Genomic DNA, 15578 nt, shown 5'->3' on the forward strand with positions numbered 1-15578 from the left:
GGGGGCGTGCGGTCCAGGGCCCACGGGCTCGGCGCGGCGCTAAAATCGCGATCATGTCGAAGCACGAGCGGTGGAACACGCTCCTCGAACTGCTCGCCGCGACCGGCAGGCTGGAGGTCGAGGAGGCCGCAGGCACGCTCGACGTCTCCCCCGCCACGATCCGCCGGGACCTGGACGAACTCGCCGAGCAGCGCCTCCTGGTCCGCACCCGCGGCGGGGCCGTCCCGCACGGCGTCTCCTACGAGCTGCCGCTGCGCTACAAGTCCTCCCGGCACGCCTCGGAGAAACAGCGCATCGCCGCCGCCGTCGCCGAGCTCGTCCACGAGGGCGAGGTGGTGGGCCTGAACGGCGGGACGACCACGACCGAGGTGGCCCGCGCGCTCGCCCTGCGCTTCGGCGGCGGCAGGACCGAGCCGCCCGGCACACCGCCCGCGCCCGCGCTGACCGTGGTGACCAACGCCCTCAACATCGCCGGCGAGCTGGCCGTACGCCCCCAGATCAAGATCGTCGTGTCCGGCGGGGTGGCCAGGCCGCAGACGTACGAGCTGGTCGGGCCGCTCGCGGCCGGGGTCCTGAACGAGGTCGTGCTCGACGTCGTCGTCCTCGGCGTCGACGGCATCGACCCGGAGCTGGGGATCATGGCGCACCACGAGGACGAGGCCGGGATCAGCCGGCTCTTCGCCGAGCGCGCGAGCCGGGTCGTCGTGGTCACCGACTCCTCGAAGATGGGGCGGCGCGCCTTCGCCCGGATCTGCGGGCTCGACCGCGTCGACGTGCTTGTCACCGACGCGGCGATGCCCGCGGAGGCGGTGCGGCGGCTCGCCGACGCCGACGTCGAGGTCCTCACCGTCTGACCCCTCCGCCGCACCGCCCCGGTCGGTCAACCGGTGATGATCCCCGGGTCGCTGACGCCCGGCGTGCCGTTCTCGACGTGGCCCGCGAAGCGGCGCCGGAAGGTGCTGTTGCCGCTGGAGACGACCGACAGGTCGTACCAGCGCTTGCTGCCGCTCAGCTTGACGGTGTGCTTCACGGTCGCGCCCGGGGCCACGGCGACCTGCTGCGACTGGCCGCCGTAGGCGGGGGCGTTGGTGACCGTGAGCGTGACGGCGGCGGTGCCGGCGTTCGTCATGGTCAGCACGACGCTCCCGGTGGCGGCGTCATGACGGGCCGTCACCTCCGCGCCCGCCGTGCTGCCCGGCCCCCTGAAGCTTCGCAGGAAGCCGTTGGGGCCCGTCACCGTCAGGTCGACGACACCGGCGGAGTAGGAGGTGTTCCAGGTGTCGGCGATGCTCCTGCCCGCCGACACGGTGTACGTCCACGGGCCGTCGGTGCGGTTCGGGGCGGTGATGTAGTAGAAGGCCCCGGCCTTGGCGCCCGCGCCGAAGGTGAGGGTGAAGCGGCCGGTGGACGGGATCGCCGTGCCGTCCACGTACAGCTCGTACGGCAGTGCCCTGGCCGGGCGTGCCCCAGGCTCCTGGACGGGCAGGGCGGGGTTGGCCGGCGGCTGCGGCACGTAGCTGGGGTGCCGCTCGTTGTCCGGCGGCTCGTAGGCCGAGGTGTCCGGCAGCGCCGCCGGTGTGGTGTCCTCGAGGCCGAAGTCGAAGGCCGAGGTCAGATCGCCGCAGATGGCCCGCCGCCAGGGCGAGATCTGCGGTTCCCGCACGCCGAAGCGGCGCTCCATGAACCGGACGATCGAGGTGTGGTCGAAGACCTCGGAGCAGACGTAACCGCCCTTGCTCCAGGGGGAGACGACCAGCATCGGGACGCGCTGGCCGAGGCCGTAGACACCGGCGGCGTAGGAGGCGTTCCCCGCGAAGCGGTCGAGCGAGGTGTCGACGGTCGAGAGCCCCTGGTTGGCGGAGGACGGCGGGTAGGGCGGGACGACGTGGTCGAAGTAGCCGTCGTTCTCGTCGTACGTGATGAACAGCGCGGTCCTGCTCCACACCTCCGGGTTGGAGGTCAGCGCGTCAAGGACCTGCGAGATGTACCAGGCGCCGTAGTTCGCCGGGAAGTTCGGGTGCTCGGTGAAGGCCTCGGGCGCGGCGATCCAGGAGATCTTCGGCAGCCGGTTCGCGGCGACGTCGGCCCGCAGGATGTCGAAGAACCCGTCGCCCTTCGAGGCGTCGGTGCCGGTGCGGGCCTTGTCGTGGAGCGGGTTGCCGGGCTGGGCGTTGCGGTACTTGTTGAAGTACAGCAGGGAGTTGTCGCCGTAGTTGCCGCGGTAGGCGTCGTTGATCCAGCCCCAGTGGCCGGCGGCGTTCAGGCCGTCGCCGATGTCCTGGTAGATCTTCCAGGAGATGCCGGCCTGCTCCAGGCGCTCGGGGTACGTCGTCCAGTCGTAGCCACGCTCCTCGTTGCCGAGGACGGGGCCACCGCCCGAGCCGTTGTTGCCGGTGTGACCGGTCCACATGTAGTAGCGGTTGGGGTCCGTGGCGCCGATGAAGGAGCAGTGGTACGCGTCGCAGACGGTGAACGCGTCGGCGAGGGCGTAGTGGAACGGGATGTCGTCCCGGTTCAGATACGCCATGGTGCCCGCGGACTTGGCCGGGATCCACTGGTCGTACTTGCCGTTGTTGAAGGCCTTGTGGCCGCCGGCCCAGTCGTGGTTGAGCCCGGCGATGAACTGCATGCCGAGGTCCTCGGCCGTCGGGTGGTACGGCAGCACGGTCTTGCCGCCGTTCTGCTGGTGCCAGACCGACTTGCCGCTGGGCAGGGTGATGGGACGGGGGTCACCGAAGCCGCGGACGCCCTTGAGGGCGCCCAAGTAGTGGTCGAAGGAGCGGTTCTCCTGCATCAGCACGACGATGTGCTCGACGTCGGCGATGGTGCCGGAGGCGCGGGCGGCGGGAATGGCCGCGGCCCTGGCGATGCTGCTGTCGAGCGCGGCGAATCCCGCGGTGGCGCCCGCTATCTGAAGGAAGCGGCGCCGATTGAGATCGGTCATGGTCTGAGCACCTCTGGGGAGTCCGGTGGGGGGGAAGCGGCGGTCCGAGCGAGCCCAAGATCAGTGGGTGAGAGGACGGCCACGTGTCGTCGACGCGTGGCGGCGCGGTACAGGACATGAACGAGGAGCACATGAACGCGGAGCGCATGGTCACGGAACGGCCCGGGCGTCCCCGCGGCCGAGGATCACCGTAGGGGCCGGGCGCCGCCCGGCGGGGGCCGTTGGCGAAGAGTCCATGAGGTCGCCGAGAAGTCCATGCGCCGCCCGCACGCCTCCTGCGCGCCGCCCGCACCCCACCCGCGCGCCCTTGCCGGGAACCGGTCGTGGCCGGAATCTGTCCCCGTTGAGGAGGACTGGGGACTGGGGGCGGGATGAACGCATGGGTGGTGCCCGGATACACGGAGTCCCGGGAACTGGGCGCGGGCGGCAGCGGACGGGTGGTGCTTGCCGTCCACGACGCGACCGGAGTACCGGTCGCCGTCAAGTACCTCGGCGAGCGCCTGCGGACGGATCCGGCGTTCGTCCGGGGGTTCCGGGCGGAGGCACGACTGCTCGCCGCACTCGACACGCCGCACGTGGTCGGGCTCTACGAGTACGTGGAGTCTCCGTGGGGCGCGGCAATCGTCATGGAGCTGGTCGACGGGGTCGCCCTGCGCGCGCTGCTCGCCCGGGAGGGCGCCACAGGACCCGAGGCGGCGCTCGTGGTGCTCAAGGGCTCGCTCCTCGGCCTGGCCGCCGCGCACCGGGCGGGGGTCGTGCACCGGGACTACAAGCCGGAGAACGTCCTGGTCGCGGCCGACGGCTCGTCCACGCTCGTGGACTTCGGCATCGCCACGGACCGCGGCAGCAGACCGGGGGTGGCGGGCACCCCCGCGTACATGGCGCCCGAGCAGTGGAACGGCGAGCCCGCGTCCCCGGCGGCCGACGTGTACGCGGCGACCGCGACGTTCTTCGAGTGCCTGACCGGACGCAAGCCGTTCACCGGCCAGAACATCGCCGAGCTGGCGCTCCAGCACCTCGACGCGCCCGTTCCTGACGGCGAGGCCCCGGAACCGCTGCGCCCGCTGATCCGGCGCGGTCTGGCGAAGGCCCCGGGGCAGCGCCCCGAGCACGCGACGGCCTTCGTGGCGGAGCTCGAAGCCGTCGCCACGGCCGCCTACGGCCCCGACTGGGAGGAGCGCGGTCGGCGCAGGCTCGCCGCCCTGGCCGCCCTGCTCCCCCTCCTGTTCCCCTCCTCCGGCGGTGAGCCGGCGACGGGCACGACCGCCCTTGCCACGACCACCCTGCCCCGGCCGACGGGTCGCGGGCGCAGGCTCTGGCCCGAGCTCGTCGTCCCGGCCGGAGTCACCGCGCTGATCCTCGCTCTCCTGGCGGCCGTCGCCGCCCGGGCCGGTGACGAGGGGGGCGGCACGACGGCGGAGTCCTTCGCCACCACGAGCACGCTGCCGACCGCCTCGGAGTCCCCGACGGCCACGCCCACGAGCACGCCGTCTCCCGACACCACGCCTTCCGCGCCCGAGGAGGCGACCCCGTCGAGCACTCCGACGACGACCCTCCCGGTACCGCCGACGACGACGCCCACGCCTGTGCTCACTCCGACGACCACCCTGCCGACGACGGACCCGCCGACCACCCCTCCGACGACACCGCCCACCACGCCGCCCACGACCCCGCCCACGGCGCGTCCGGTCGGTGTGAAGGCGGTCTCCGTCACGGCGCTGCGCCAGACCGGTTCGAGCACGGCGGAGGCCTCGTTCGAGATCGTGACGGACGGGCCCGGTCCTGTGGTCCTCCACCTCTCCTGGTTCACGGCCTCCGGCAAGGGCGAGGCGGGGGTGCCCGACGGCTCGGAGAGCGTGCGCAGGAGCGGAGCGACGCGGTACGCGATCACGCTGACGCACACCTTCCGGGGTGGCGGCTGCTACTGGGGCGTCCGGGCGACCACGGACCCGGCCGCCGCCAACGGCGCTTCCACCCAGCAGATCCTCACCAGGCGGGGGTGCCCGGTCTCATGAGCGAGCGCGACACGAACGACGAGTACAGCGCCACGGTCCTCGGCAGTCACTGGTTCGAAGGACCGACGCAGGACGTGGCGCCGGACCGGGTGGAGGGCGAGGTCCTCCGCTTCGGCCCCGGGGTCACGCCCGCGGTCCGGCACCGCATGGCCGGCGGCCCGACCACCGCGCAGATCTGGCACGCGGCTCCGCCCGTGGCCCCGCCGCGCCGCCGCAGAACACTGCGCCGCTACGCCCTGCCCGTCGCCGTCCTCCTCGCCGTCCTGGCCTTCCTGGCCTGGCAGCGGCTCGGACCCGAGGTCGCGGTGCGCGGCGTGACGGTCGCCGCACCCGCGCGGCCGCCCGGCTGCGACGCCACCGCCGACGTCGTCGCGGTCCTGGAGACCGACGGACGGCCCGGCACCGTCACGTACCGCTGGGAGCGGAGCGACGGCACCACGTCCGGGCTCCTGAGGGAACGGCTCGCCCGCCACCAGACACAGGCACGCCTGCATCTGCTGTGGACGTTCCACGGCCCCGGCGAACACCGGGCGACGGCACGACTCGTCGTCGTCTCCCCCACCCACCACACGGCCGAGACCCGCTTCACCTACCGCTGCGAGTCGGGCTAGGGCCTTTCGTTTGGATCATGCCGGGCTCGCGGGCCCTGGTGCCGCGCCTCGCCGCGTTGTCGTCGGTTGCCATGGCTCCGCCATGACGCCCTCCTCCGCCTTGCGATCCACGGCACCAGACCCCGCTCCCTGATCCGGCCTGATCCAAACGAAAGACCCTAGGCACGTCGTACCCGGCGGCGATTCTCGCGGTGGCGGACGCCGGCTTCCCAGAAGGGGATGGGTTCCCGGGCGTGCTCGGCGATGCGGCCTCCGGCCCGCCAGGGGCTACTTTGCGTACGCCCCAGGCCAGCGCCTGTGTGACCAGCGGCGGATCCCCGCTGACGAGCAGGGGCGCGGTCCGGCTGCGTGAGGCGGCGCTCGCGGGCGACAGAAGCTCCGCCCTGAGCGCGTCCTCCAGTGCGCCGTGGCCCTGCGCGTGGGCGTGGACGACCGCGCGGCGCAGGGACGGGGTGCAGCGGTTGTTGCGGTGGACGACCGCGTTCACCTTCGGGTCGCCGACGGCGACAGCTGCCTGAGGACCCTCGCGTCGATCCGGGGGTGGCGTGCCAGCGCGGTACGGGCCCGGCTGTCCCCGTGGAGTACGACGGCGGAGGTCAGCGAGGGGCCGGGAAGGGAGCCGCTCGCGAGGATCGTCTCCAGCGTCCGCTCCGGCAGCGCGGTCAGCGCGGCAGCCGCGTGCGCGGGGCCGCATGCTCCAGGAGCCACGCCACGGTGTCGCAGACCGACTTGGGCGGCAGCCGATCCGCTTCGCCGTCGCTCGGCTCGGGCAGCGCGGCGAGCAGCTCCGGCAGCGTGTCGGGTGAGGTGGTGAGGACGTCGTGCAGCCGATGCCGGCGCGCCCCCGACCCCGCGAGGTGGCGATCCGTCAACTCGCCCAGCACCAGGGCGGCGGCGCTCGTCGGCGGCAGGGCGCCGGGAAGGTCTCGTGCCAGGCGACGGGCGGGCCGCGTCGACCGGATCCGTGCGACGGCCAGGCTGTCGTCGGCGCCCACCGCGACCGCCACACCTTCACCGTCCCGACCGCCCGAACTGGGGCGACCGCCCGGGCCGGTCAATTCGGCGATCAGACGGCGCAGTTCGGCCGGGACCGTGGACGACGTACCGGACATGCTCCTCTTCCCCCTCGCGATCATGTGGCGACGAGGAACATTCCAGCACGCGGGTCCGACAGTGCCGCTCCGGCTCGGCAGCGGAGTCCCGCCGGACGGCCCTCAGCGGCCCCGGCGGATGCGGGCGGCCTGGCGGGCCTCGGCGGTCTTGCGGGCCTCGGCGGAGCGGCGGGACTCGTTCTTGGCCCGGCCGGGCTTCCCCGGGACCGTACCGATGCCCCGGAAGGCGGCGCCGCCGCGCTTGGGGCCCTCCGTGCTCGGCGGGGCACCGTCGACGGGCACCCCGGACGGCTTCCTGGCGCCGGTGATACGGGACAGCTCGGCCTCGCCGGAACGGACCTGGGTCACGCGGACGCGGATCCCCGCGTCGCCCATGAGCCGGACCACTTCCTTGCGCTGGTCCGGCAGGACCAGGGTGACGACGCTGCCGGACTCGCCTGCGCGGGCGGTCCGTCCGCCTCGGTGCAGGTAGTCCTTGTGGTCGGCGGGCGGGTCGACGTTGACGACGAGGTCCACCTGGTCGACGTGGATGCCGCGCGCGGCCACGTTGGTGGCCACGAGGACGGTGATCTCACCGCTCCTGAACCGCTCCAGGGTGCGGTTGCGCAGCGGCTGCGACTTGCCGCCGTGCAGCGCCTCCGCGCGTACCCCGCTGCCGCGCAGGTGCTTGGTGAACCGGTCGACGGAGGCCTTGGTGTCCAGGAACATGATCACGCGCCCGTCGCGGGCGGCGATCTCCGTGGCGGTGGCGTACTTGTCGGCGCCGTGCACCTGGAGGACGTGGTGCTCCATGGTGGTGACGGTGGCGGCCGAGGGGTCGACCGAGTGCACGACGGGGTCGTGGAGGTAGCGCTCGACCAGCTGGTCGACGTTGCGGTCGAGGGTGGCGGAGAACAGCATGCGCTGGCCGTCGGGGTGGACGAGATCGAGCACCTCGGTGACCTGATCCAGGAAGCCCATGTCGGCCATCTGGTCGGCCTCGTCGAGGACGGTGATCTCCACGCGTTCCAGGCGGCAGTCCTTGCGTGCGACGAGGTCGTTCAGGCGGCCGGGCGTCGCGACGAGGACTTCGGCGCCCTCGCGCAGCGCGGCGGCCTGCCGGCCTGTCGAGAGCCCGCCGACGACGGTGGTCAGGCGCAGCTTCAGCACGGCGGCGTACGGCGTGAGGGCGTCGGTGACCTGCTGGGCGAGCTCACGGGTGGGGACGAGGATCAGGGCGCGCGGCTTGCGCGACTCTGCTCGGCGACCGGCGAGGCGCACGAGCAGGGGCAGGCCGAAGGCGAGGGTCTTCCCCGATCCGGTGCGCCCGCGCCCGAGGACGTCGCGTCCTGCGAGGGCGTTCGGCAGGGTCGCCGCCTGGATGGGGAAGGGCGTGTCGACACCGAGCTCGGTGAGCAGCTCCCGTACCGCGACGGGCAGGTCCAGCTCGTCGAAGGCGGCGACCGGGGGAAGCGCGGGGGTGTGGGTGGCCGGTGATGCGAATTCGTTCATGGGGAAACCTCGTCCGAAAATGCGACGAGCTGGGGTCCTCACCTGGTGGGTGGGGACCCCAGCTGCGTCTGAAGGCTCGGCGTCAGGCGGGGAGGATGTTCTCCGCCTGCGGGCCCTTCTGACCCTGGGTGACGTCGAAGGTCACCTTCTGGCCCTCCTGAAGCTCACGGAAGCCCGAGGTCGCGATGTTGGAGTAGTGGGCGAACACGTCCGGGCCGCCACCCTCCTGCTCGATGAAGCCGAAGCCCTTTTCCGAGTTGAACCACTTCACGGTGCCAGTAGCCATGTCATATCTCCTTCGAGGCACTACCCGAGGTCCGCACTGTGCGAATCCCGGCGTCGCCGCATGATTGCCCGTCCGGAAACAGCACCGAAAATACAAAAAGTGCCCGACGAAATAATTCGTCTAAGGCACTTGAAGTCTATGGGAACCACAACTGCAACTACTGTTGACTGTAGCACGGCGTGGTCGGCTGTGCACGGAACCTCGCGAGTGGGGTCCTCGGGCCGTCCGCGCAGGCGGGCGGGGGCGCGGGGGTGCGCCTCGCGGGGGCGTAGGGGTGCGCCTTGCGGACGCCCGCGACCGTCGCGTCGGCGGCGCGACCTCCCGGCCGGGGCGTCGGCGATCCGGTCGCCCGAAAGCCCGCTTCGCCCCTCCTCCTGGAATTGCCGGAACGGTCTTTTCGAGGCCGCCTGCCGGGCAGGAAGTGGCCTTCAGCCCGTGACGAGGCCGACGACGAGGTTGATGGCGGTGGCCAGGATGCTCGTGCCGAAGACGTACGACAACAAGGAGTGCCGCAGGACGACCGCGCGGATCCGTGAACTCGACACGTCGGTGTCGGAGACCTGGTACGTCATGCCGAGGTTGTAACTGAAGTAGAGGAAATCGCGGTACGCGGGTGGTTCCTTGGAATTGAAGTCGATCCCGCCCTCGGACGCCCCGCAGTAGAGGTACGCGTACCGCGTGGCATACATCAGGTGGAGTGCCGCCCACGCCATGAAGACTCCGCTGAGCGCGGTCGCGGCCGCCGCGTGGCCGGTGTCGGGGCCGCCGCGCAGGAGGAGGACGACGATGCTGCCCAGTCCGCACAGGGCGACCGCGACGACGAAGAGCTCGTCGAGCGCGGGCCTGAAGTCCTCGCGGCGGGCGTCGCGCCGCGTGGTGGCCGCGTCCATCGGCCAGAGCACGAGCCACCCCGTGACGACGAACACGGTCTGCGTCACGGCGATACCGGCGAGGACTCCGAGCGGTGCGTCGGTGAGTACGGCGACGACCACCGCGACCGCCGCTCCGGCGACGACCGACCCGGCGAGCCGGGACACCGCGGATTCCGGCAACCACTGCGTCATGGCCCGTAACCGTAACCGCGGACGGAACTCCGGCCCGGTATTTCCACGCGTCCCGCCCGTCCCGGCCGCTCCGCCGTTCTCGTCAGTCCTTGAGGACGACGACCGCCTCGTCCGTGTACGTCAGGAACGTCAGCGTCTCCTGGAAGTACAGCTCGATGCCCTTCGCGTCGTGCGCGGTGTAGCCGATCGACAGATCCTGGCCGAGCAGGAGCTCGAAGTCACCGCCCCGTGTGGAGAGGACGAACGCGCCGGTCAGCGCGGGCGCCCAGATCGGGTCGCCGCCGAGGATGCGGCCGAGGTGCGCGGCGATCGGGTAGCCGTGGTCGGAGGTCTCGCTGACCGCCGTGTACGCGTCGGCGCCGAGGAGGAGCGCGTACGGGCCGTCGACCCCGGCGAGCCGCAGTGAGGTGAGGGCGCGGCTGATGGCGTCGGGGTAGTCGCGCGGCTCGGCCGGCAGGCTCAGTTCCGGGTTGGACGAGCGTGACCGCAGCCCTTCGATGCCGGCCGCCGCGTACCCGTCGAAGACGGCCCTGTCCTCCGCGAACGCCATGGCGCGCGCCGCGTCCTTCACGGGCTGCCAGTCGGAGTCGTGCGAGCCGCGCTCGACGTCGTCCACGGCGGACCGGCTCACGCTGAACGGGACGCGGAGTTCGACCAGAGGCCGGGCCTCGCGCAGTCGCGCGGAGACGCCGGGGGCCGGCGGGTCGATGGCGGAGAGGTGCCCGGTGCCGGTGGCGGCGAGCCCCGGGCCGCCCGGGTCGGGGACGTCGACGACTCGGCGTCCGGCGACGTGCCGCCGGAAGGTGCGGCGGGCCTCCTCCTCGATCTCGGCCCAGGCGGCGGGGGTGATCGGGGCGAGTTCGCGGTGCAGGTTGTCGGTGGCGGCGGGGGTCGTCATGACGCTCAGGCTCCTTTGAGGCTGCCGATGCGCAGGGAGTCGCCCCGCTGGGCGGCGGCTGCGGCGGGCGGGGCGGGGAGGTCGTCGAGGAGGTCGGCGGTGGGGACGAAGAAGAGGCCGCCGGTGACGGCCGTGGAGAAGTCGAGGATGCGGTCGGTGACGCCCGGCGGGTCGCCGAGGAACATGTTGCGGAGCATCTGCTCGGTGACCGAGGGCGTGCGCGCGTAGCCGATGAAGTACGTGCCGAACTCGCCGCGGCCGATCTGGCCGAACGGCATGTTCTCGCGCAGGATCTTCTGCTCGGTGCCGTCCTCGGCGACGATCGTGTTCAGCGCGACGTGCGAGTCGGTCGGCTTGACGTCGTCGGCCAGTTCGACGTTGGCCGACTTCGTACGGCCGATGACGCGCTCCTGCTGCTCGACGGTGAGCGACTGCCAGGCCGTCATGTCGTGGACGTACTTCTGCACGATGACGTAACTGCCGCCCCGGAAGGGTGGATCGTCGTCCTCCGCCGTGACGAAGACGGCTTCGGTGGCCGCGCCGCCCTCGGGGTTCTCGCTGCCGTCGACGAAGCCGAGGAGGTCGCGTTCGTCGAAGTACTTGAAGCCGTGCACCTCGTCGACGACGGTCACGGCCGGGCCCAGGGCCTCGACGAGGAGCCGGGCGAGTTCGAAGCAGAGGTCCATGCGCCGGGCGCGTACATGGAAGAGGAGGTCGCCCGGGGTGGCCGGGGCCCGGTGCCGGGGGCCCGTGAGCGGCGTGAAGGGGTGGAGTTCGCGGGGGCGCGGCCCGCCGACGAGCCGGTCCCACGCCCCCGAGGCGATGCCGACGACACAGGTCAGACGGTCGTCCGGCGCGCGGAAGGCCACGGAGCGCGTCAGACCGGCCAGGTCGGCGAGCGTGTCCCGTACGGCGGTCTCTCCGCCGGGGTCGACGGTGACCACGAGGAACACGGCGGCCTTGGACGGCGGCACGACGACGGGCTGCGTGGTGACCATGTGGCTCCAGAAGCGGCTCGGTAAGGAAGGTGACACGTGGAGAGGGTCGGACGGCGGAGGCGGGCTCAGGCGGCGGGGGCGATGGTCACCCGGAGGTGCTTCATGATCGGCTGGTCGCTCTGCGTGCTGTAGTCGCCGAGCGCGCACAGGACGTTCATCTCGGGCATGTATCCGGCCGCGCAGCCGCGCGGGATGTCGTACGGGATCGCCAGATAGCCGCGGAGCCGGCGCCGGCTGCCGTCCTTGGCGGTACTGGTGATGTCGACGGGGTCGAACTTCGCGACCCCGCGCTCGCGCATGTCGTCCTCGTTCATGAAGACGAGCGTGCGCAGGTTCTTGATCCCGCGATAGCGGTCGTTGTCGGAGTAGATCGTGGTGTTCCACTGGTCGTGGGAGCGCATGGTGCCCAGCGCCAGCGTGCCGGGGGCCGGGACGACGTCGGGCAGCTCGGCGGTGGAGAACTCGGCGCGCCCGGACGGGGTGAGGAAGACGAGTTCCCGCGCGGGCTGTTTGATGCGGAAGCCGAGCGGCAGCCGTACTCGGCGGTTGAAGTCCTCGAAGCCGTCGAGCACCTGGGCCATCGTGTCGCGGATCCGGTCGTAGTCCTCGACGTACCACTCCCACGGCGTCTCGCTGTCGGGCAGGGCCGCGCGGGCCATGCCCGCGACGATCGCGGGCTCGGAGAGGAGGTGCGCGGAGGCCGGGCGCTTCATGCCGACCGACAGGTGCACCATGCTCATCGAGTCCTCGACGGACGTGCTCTGGAGGCCCTTGCGCTGCTGGTCCTTCTCGGTGCGGCCGAGGCAGGGCAGGATCAGCGCCCGCCGGCCGTGGACGACGTGGCTGCGGTTGAGCTTGGTGCTCACCTGGACGGTCAGTTCGCAGGCGCGCAGCGCCTCGTACGTGACGGGGGTGTCGGGCGCCGCGAGGGCGAAGTTGCCGCCCATGCCGACGAAGACCTTCACGTCGCCGCGCAGCATCGCCTCGATGGTCCGTACGGTGTCCAGGCCGTGCTCGCGGGGCGGGTCGATCCTGCAGACCTCCGCGAGCCGGTCCAGGAACTCCGTACGGGGCCGGTGGTCGATGCCGCAGGTGCGGTTGCCCTGGACGTTGCTGTGACCGCGCACCGGGGAGGGTCCTGCGCCCTCCCGGCCCAGATTGCCGCGCAGCAGAAGGAGGTTGACGATCTCGCGTACCGTGTCGACGCCGTGCTCGTGCTGGGTGACGCCTAGGCACCAGCTGACGATGGAGCGGTCCGCCTCGCGGTAGACGCGAGCCACGTCGAGGATGTCGGCGCGGCCGACCCCGGACTGGTGCTCGATGTCCTCCCAGGGCGTGGCCTCGCAGAGGGCGCGGTACTCCTCGAACCCGGCGGTGTGCCGGTCGATGAACTCCCGGTCCAGCGCCTTGGGGTCGGAGGTCGACTGCTCCAGGATCGCCTTGGCCATGCCCCGCAGGAGCGCCATGTCGCCGCCGATGCGCGGCTGGAGGTTGAGGGTGCTCGTCCGGGTCGCGTGGAAGGTGGCCATGTCCTTGAAGTCGTGCGGGATGATCGCGCGGGTGGCGGCCGCCTCCACGAGCGGGTTGATGTGCACGACCTGGGCGCCCCGGTGGTACGCCTCCGCGAGGGCGGTCAGCATCCGGGGCGCGTTGGACGCGGCGTTGACGCCGAGGATGAACAGGGCGTCGGTGGTCTCCCAGTCCTTGAGGTCGACGGTCCCCTTTCCGGTGCCCAGGGACGCCGTGAGGGCGCGGCCGCTGGCCTCGTGGCACATGTTGGAGCAGTCGGGCAGGTTGTTCGTGCCCAGCTCCCTCGCCATGAGCTGGTAGAGGAAGGTGGCCTCGTTGCCGAGCCGGCCGGAGGTGTAGTACGCCGCCTGGTGCGGGGAGTCCAGTTCGCGGAGGGTACGCCCGACGAGTTCGAAGGCGTCCTTCCAGCTGATGGGCTCGTAGAGGTCCGTGTCGGGGTCGTAGACCATCGGCTCGGTCAGCCGGCCCTGGCTCTCCAGGTCGTAGTCGCTCCACCCGGCCAGCTCGGTCACCGAGTGGGCGGCGAAGAACGGGCGGTCGACCCGCTTGCGAGTCATCTCCCAGGTGACGTGCTTGATGCCGTTCTCGCAGATGTCCAGGTGCAGGCCCTTGGTGTCGTCGGGCCAGGCGCAGCCGGGGCAGTCGAAACCGGTGTTCTCGTGGTTCATCCGCATGATCGCCCGGGGTCCGTCCAGGAGCGCGCCCTCGCGCACCATGAACCGGGTCACGCTGTTGGCGGCGCCCCATCCGGCGGCCGGGTGGTGATAGGGCCGGAACTCCGGCTCCTCGGTGGGCTCGGGACCCACCCTGGCTTCCACCTGTTCCTGCTGTTCGTCTTCCTCCGGGGTGGCGCTCACACTTCCGCCCTCTCGCCGAGCGGGCTGGGGGCGGTGTGTTCACGTACCGCGATCCGGGCCAGCTTCGTCAGCATCATGCCGTTGCGGACGGCCATGACGTAGTCCACGGGGAGTCCGTGCATCCGGGTGCCGGGGCCTCGGAGGGGGTGCCAGTCGAGGGTGAAGAGGGTGTTCTCGCCCCAGGGCGTCAGCTTCATGGCGATACGGGCCGCGCCGAACGGGTCCGCCTTCGCCTCCAGTTCCAGGCGGCGCCCCGGTTCGCAGATGCGGACGACACAGGTGTCGTCGAGGGTCACCGATCCGAGGCCGACGCGGACCTTGAGGCGGGCGCCCACGTCCGGCCAGTGCGGGTCCGCGGAGAGGACCTCCTGGGTGCCCGTCACCCACTCTCCGTAGCGGTGGCCGTCGGCCAGCAGGCTCCAGACCTCGGACGGCGAGCTCAGGATCAGACGGCGGTTCCGGGCCACGCCGATCACGCTCCTCTGGGAGGGGGTCGGGCCAAGCCTCGTACCGTACGGCCGTCCCCGCAGTCCGGCAGGACCCGAACGGATGGCGCCGGGCTCGCGACGCGCCGACACGCAAACTCGGGCATATCGTTCCTAACGATCGGCCGCTCCCCTACGCGCCCCCGCGACCGCCCCTCGAAAGGTCGGCTCCCATGCACCCTGGTCTCAGCACGGAACTGCTCGCGAAACTGCGTCAGCCCCGCCCGTATCCGGCCGTGTCCCTGCTCATGCCGACACACCGCAGGGAGCCCGACAACGCCCAGGACCCGGTCCGGCTCCGAAACCTGGTGGCGAGGGCCGGGGAGCTCCTGGAGCAGGACCCCGCGGTCACCCGCGAGCGGCGCCTCGACGTGCTGAGCCAGCTGGAGCAGGCCCTCGCCGAGGTCGATCTCGCCCATGCGGAGGACGGCCTCGTGATCTACGCGGCCCCCGGCGAGCACCATGTCTGGTCGGTGGCCCGGACGGTGCCCGAGCGGGTCGTCCTCGCCGACACCTTCCTCACCCGCAACCTGGTCGCCGCCCAGGCCGCCGAGCAGCCGTTCTGGGCGCTGGCCGTGGCGGCCGACCGTGTCTCCCTCTGGGACGGCGAGGCCGAGCGGGTCACCGAGAGCCGCGAGAACGGATTTCCGCTGACGCGGAGCCTGGAGGACCCCGACGCAGAGCGCAAGGAACGCATCGGCGATCTGCCGAGCACGTTCCAGGACGAGCAGACCCGTCAGTTCCTGCGCGACGCGCACGAGGCGATGCGCGTCGTGCTCAGCTCCTCCCCCCGGCCTCTGTACCTGATCGGGGACGCGCCCGCCCTCGCCCTCCTGGAGGACATGGGCCCCCTGGGCAAGGACGCCACGGCCGTCCGGAGCGGCGGGCTCGCCGGCGGTCCTGCGGCGGACGTCTGGCGGACGCTGCAGCCCCTGCGGGCGGCGCAGGTGGAGGCCGACACGGCGGCCGTCGTGGCCGACCTGGACGGCGCGCAGGGCCGGCGCGAGTTCGCGGGCGGCCTCGACGAGGTCTGGCTGGCCGCGAAGGAGGGCCGGGTCCGGCTGCTGGCCGTGGAGGAGCACTACCGGGCGGTGGTACGCGACTACGGCGACCACCTCGAACCCGCGGAGCCGGCCGACCTCGACGCGCGGGACGACATCGTGGACGAGGTCGTCGAGCAGGCCCTGGGCACGGGCGCGGGCGTGCGCTTCGTCCCCGACGGCACGCTGGCCGATTCGCGACGCATCGCCGCCGTCCTGCGCTACTGAACGCCGTACCGAACCCCTG

General features: G+C 71.9%; 14 protein-coding genes. 4 read left to right on the forward strand and 10 right to left on the reverse strand.

The genetic code is table 11. The features are described from left to right. Positions 1–53: 53 nt before the first annotated feature. Complete coding sequence (locus ACGFYP_RS05700) at positions 54–854, forward strand: DeoR/GlpR family DNA-binding transcription regulator (protein WP_393486741.1); 801 nt, start codon at positions 54–56, stop codon at positions 852–854. 26 nt (positions 855–880) lie between these two features. On the opposite strand, the gene ACGFYP_RS05705 is transcribed toward ACGFYP_RS05700, so the two are convergent. Beyond that, complete coding sequence (locus ACGFYP_RS05705; protein ID WP_393486743.1) at positions 881–2944, reverse strand: phosphocholine-specific phospholipase C; 2064 nt, start codon at positions 2942–2944, stop codon at positions 881–883. 371 nt (positions 2945–3315) lie between these two features. Here ACGFYP_RS05705 and ACGFYP_RS05710 point away from each other — a divergent pair, with 371 nt between their 5' ends. After that, the gene (locus ACGFYP_RS05710) at positions 3316–4959 is read left to right on the forward strand and encodes a serine/threonine-protein kinase (protein WP_393486745.1); all 1644 of its coding nucleotides are present in this window, start codon (positions 3316–3318) and stop codon (positions 4957–4959) included. Further along, positions 4956–5570, forward strand: a complete 615-nt coding sequence (locus ACGFYP_RS05715; RefSeq protein WP_393486747.1) for a hypothetical protein — start codon at positions 4956–4958, stop codon at positions 5568–5570. The genes ACGFYP_RS05710 and ACGFYP_RS05715 overlap by 4 nt, the downstream gene beginning before the upstream one ends. Before the next feature lie 483 nt (positions 5571–6053). Here the strand turns inward: ACGFYP_RS05715 and ACGFYP_RS05720 are convergent, their stop codons facing one another. From ACGFYP_RS05720 to ACGFYP_RS05760, 9 genes are all read right to left on the reverse strand, one after another. Beyond that, positions 6054–6278 carry a hypothetical protein gene (locus ACGFYP_RS05720; protein ID WP_393486751.1) on the reverse strand — a complete coding sequence of 75 codons (225 nt, stop codon included), beginning with the start codon at positions 6276–6278 and terminating at the stop codon, positions 6054–6056. Further along, positions 6233–6682, reverse strand: coding sequence for a hypothetical protein (locus ACGFYP_RS05725; RefSeq protein WP_393486753.1), 450 nt, complete (start codon positions 6680–6682; stop codon positions 6233–6235). Before ACGFYP_RS05725 ends, ACGFYP_RS05720 begins: the two co-directional genes overlap by 46 nt. Before the next feature lie 102 nt (positions 6683–6784). After that, positions 6785–8173 carry a DEAD/DEAH box helicase gene (locus ACGFYP_RS05730; protein ID WP_393486758.1) on the reverse strand — a complete coding sequence of 463 codons (1389 nt, stop codon included), beginning with the start codon at positions 8171–8173 and terminating at the stop codon, positions 6785–6787. 82 nt (positions 8174–8255) lie between these two features. Beyond that, a complete protein-coding gene (locus ACGFYP_RS05735) occupies positions 8256–8459 on the reverse strand; it encodes a cold-shock protein (protein ID WP_033201600.1) in 204 nt (67 codons plus the stop codon). Between the two features lie 428 nt (positions 8460–8887). Next, positions 8888–9523: a DUF1345 domain-containing protein gene (locus ACGFYP_RS05740; RefSeq protein ID WP_393486761.1), complete on the reverse strand. Its 636-nt coding sequence runs from the start codon at positions 9521–9523 to the stop codon at positions 8888–8890. Positions 9524–9605: 82 nt separating this feature from the next. Beyond that, positions 9606–10421: a family 1 encapsulin nanocompartment shell protein gene (locus ACGFYP_RS05745; RefSeq protein ID WP_393486763.1), complete on the reverse strand. Its 816-nt coding sequence runs from the start codon at positions 10419–10421 to the stop codon at positions 9606–9608. 5 nt (positions 10422–10426) lie between these two features. Then, positions 10427–11419, reverse strand: a complete 993-nt coding sequence (locus tag ACGFYP_RS05750; protein WP_393486765.1) for a Dyp-type peroxidase — start codon at positions 11417–11419, stop codon at positions 10427–10429. Positions 11420–11484: 65 nt separating this feature from the next. Then, positions 11485–13806, reverse strand: coding sequence for an FdhF/YdeP family oxidoreductase (locus ACGFYP_RS05755; RefSeq protein ID WP_393486768.1), 2322 nt, complete (start codon positions 13804–13806; stop codon positions 11485–11487). Then, on the reverse strand, positions 13803–14273 hold the full coding sequence (locus tag ACGFYP_RS05760) for an SRPBCC family protein (RefSeq protein ID WP_393486770.1): 471 nt from the start codon (positions 14271–14273) through the stop codon (positions 13803–13805). Before ACGFYP_RS05760 ends, ACGFYP_RS05755 begins: the two co-directional genes overlap by 4 nt. Positions 14274–14464: 191 nt before the next feature. On the opposite strand from ACGFYP_RS05760, the gene ACGFYP_RS05765 reads away from it, so the two are divergent. After that, positions 14465–15559, forward strand: a complete 1095-nt coding sequence (locus tag ACGFYP_RS05765; protein ID WP_393486773.1) for a chemotaxis protein — start codon at positions 14465–14467, stop codon at positions 15557–15559. Positions 15560–15578: the final 19 nt, after the last annotated feature.

This window comes from Streptomyces sp. NPDC048370 (assembly GCF_043200825.1).
Classification (GTDB): domain Bacteria; phylum Actinomycetota; class Actinomycetes; order Streptomycetales; family Streptomycetaceae; genus Streptomyces.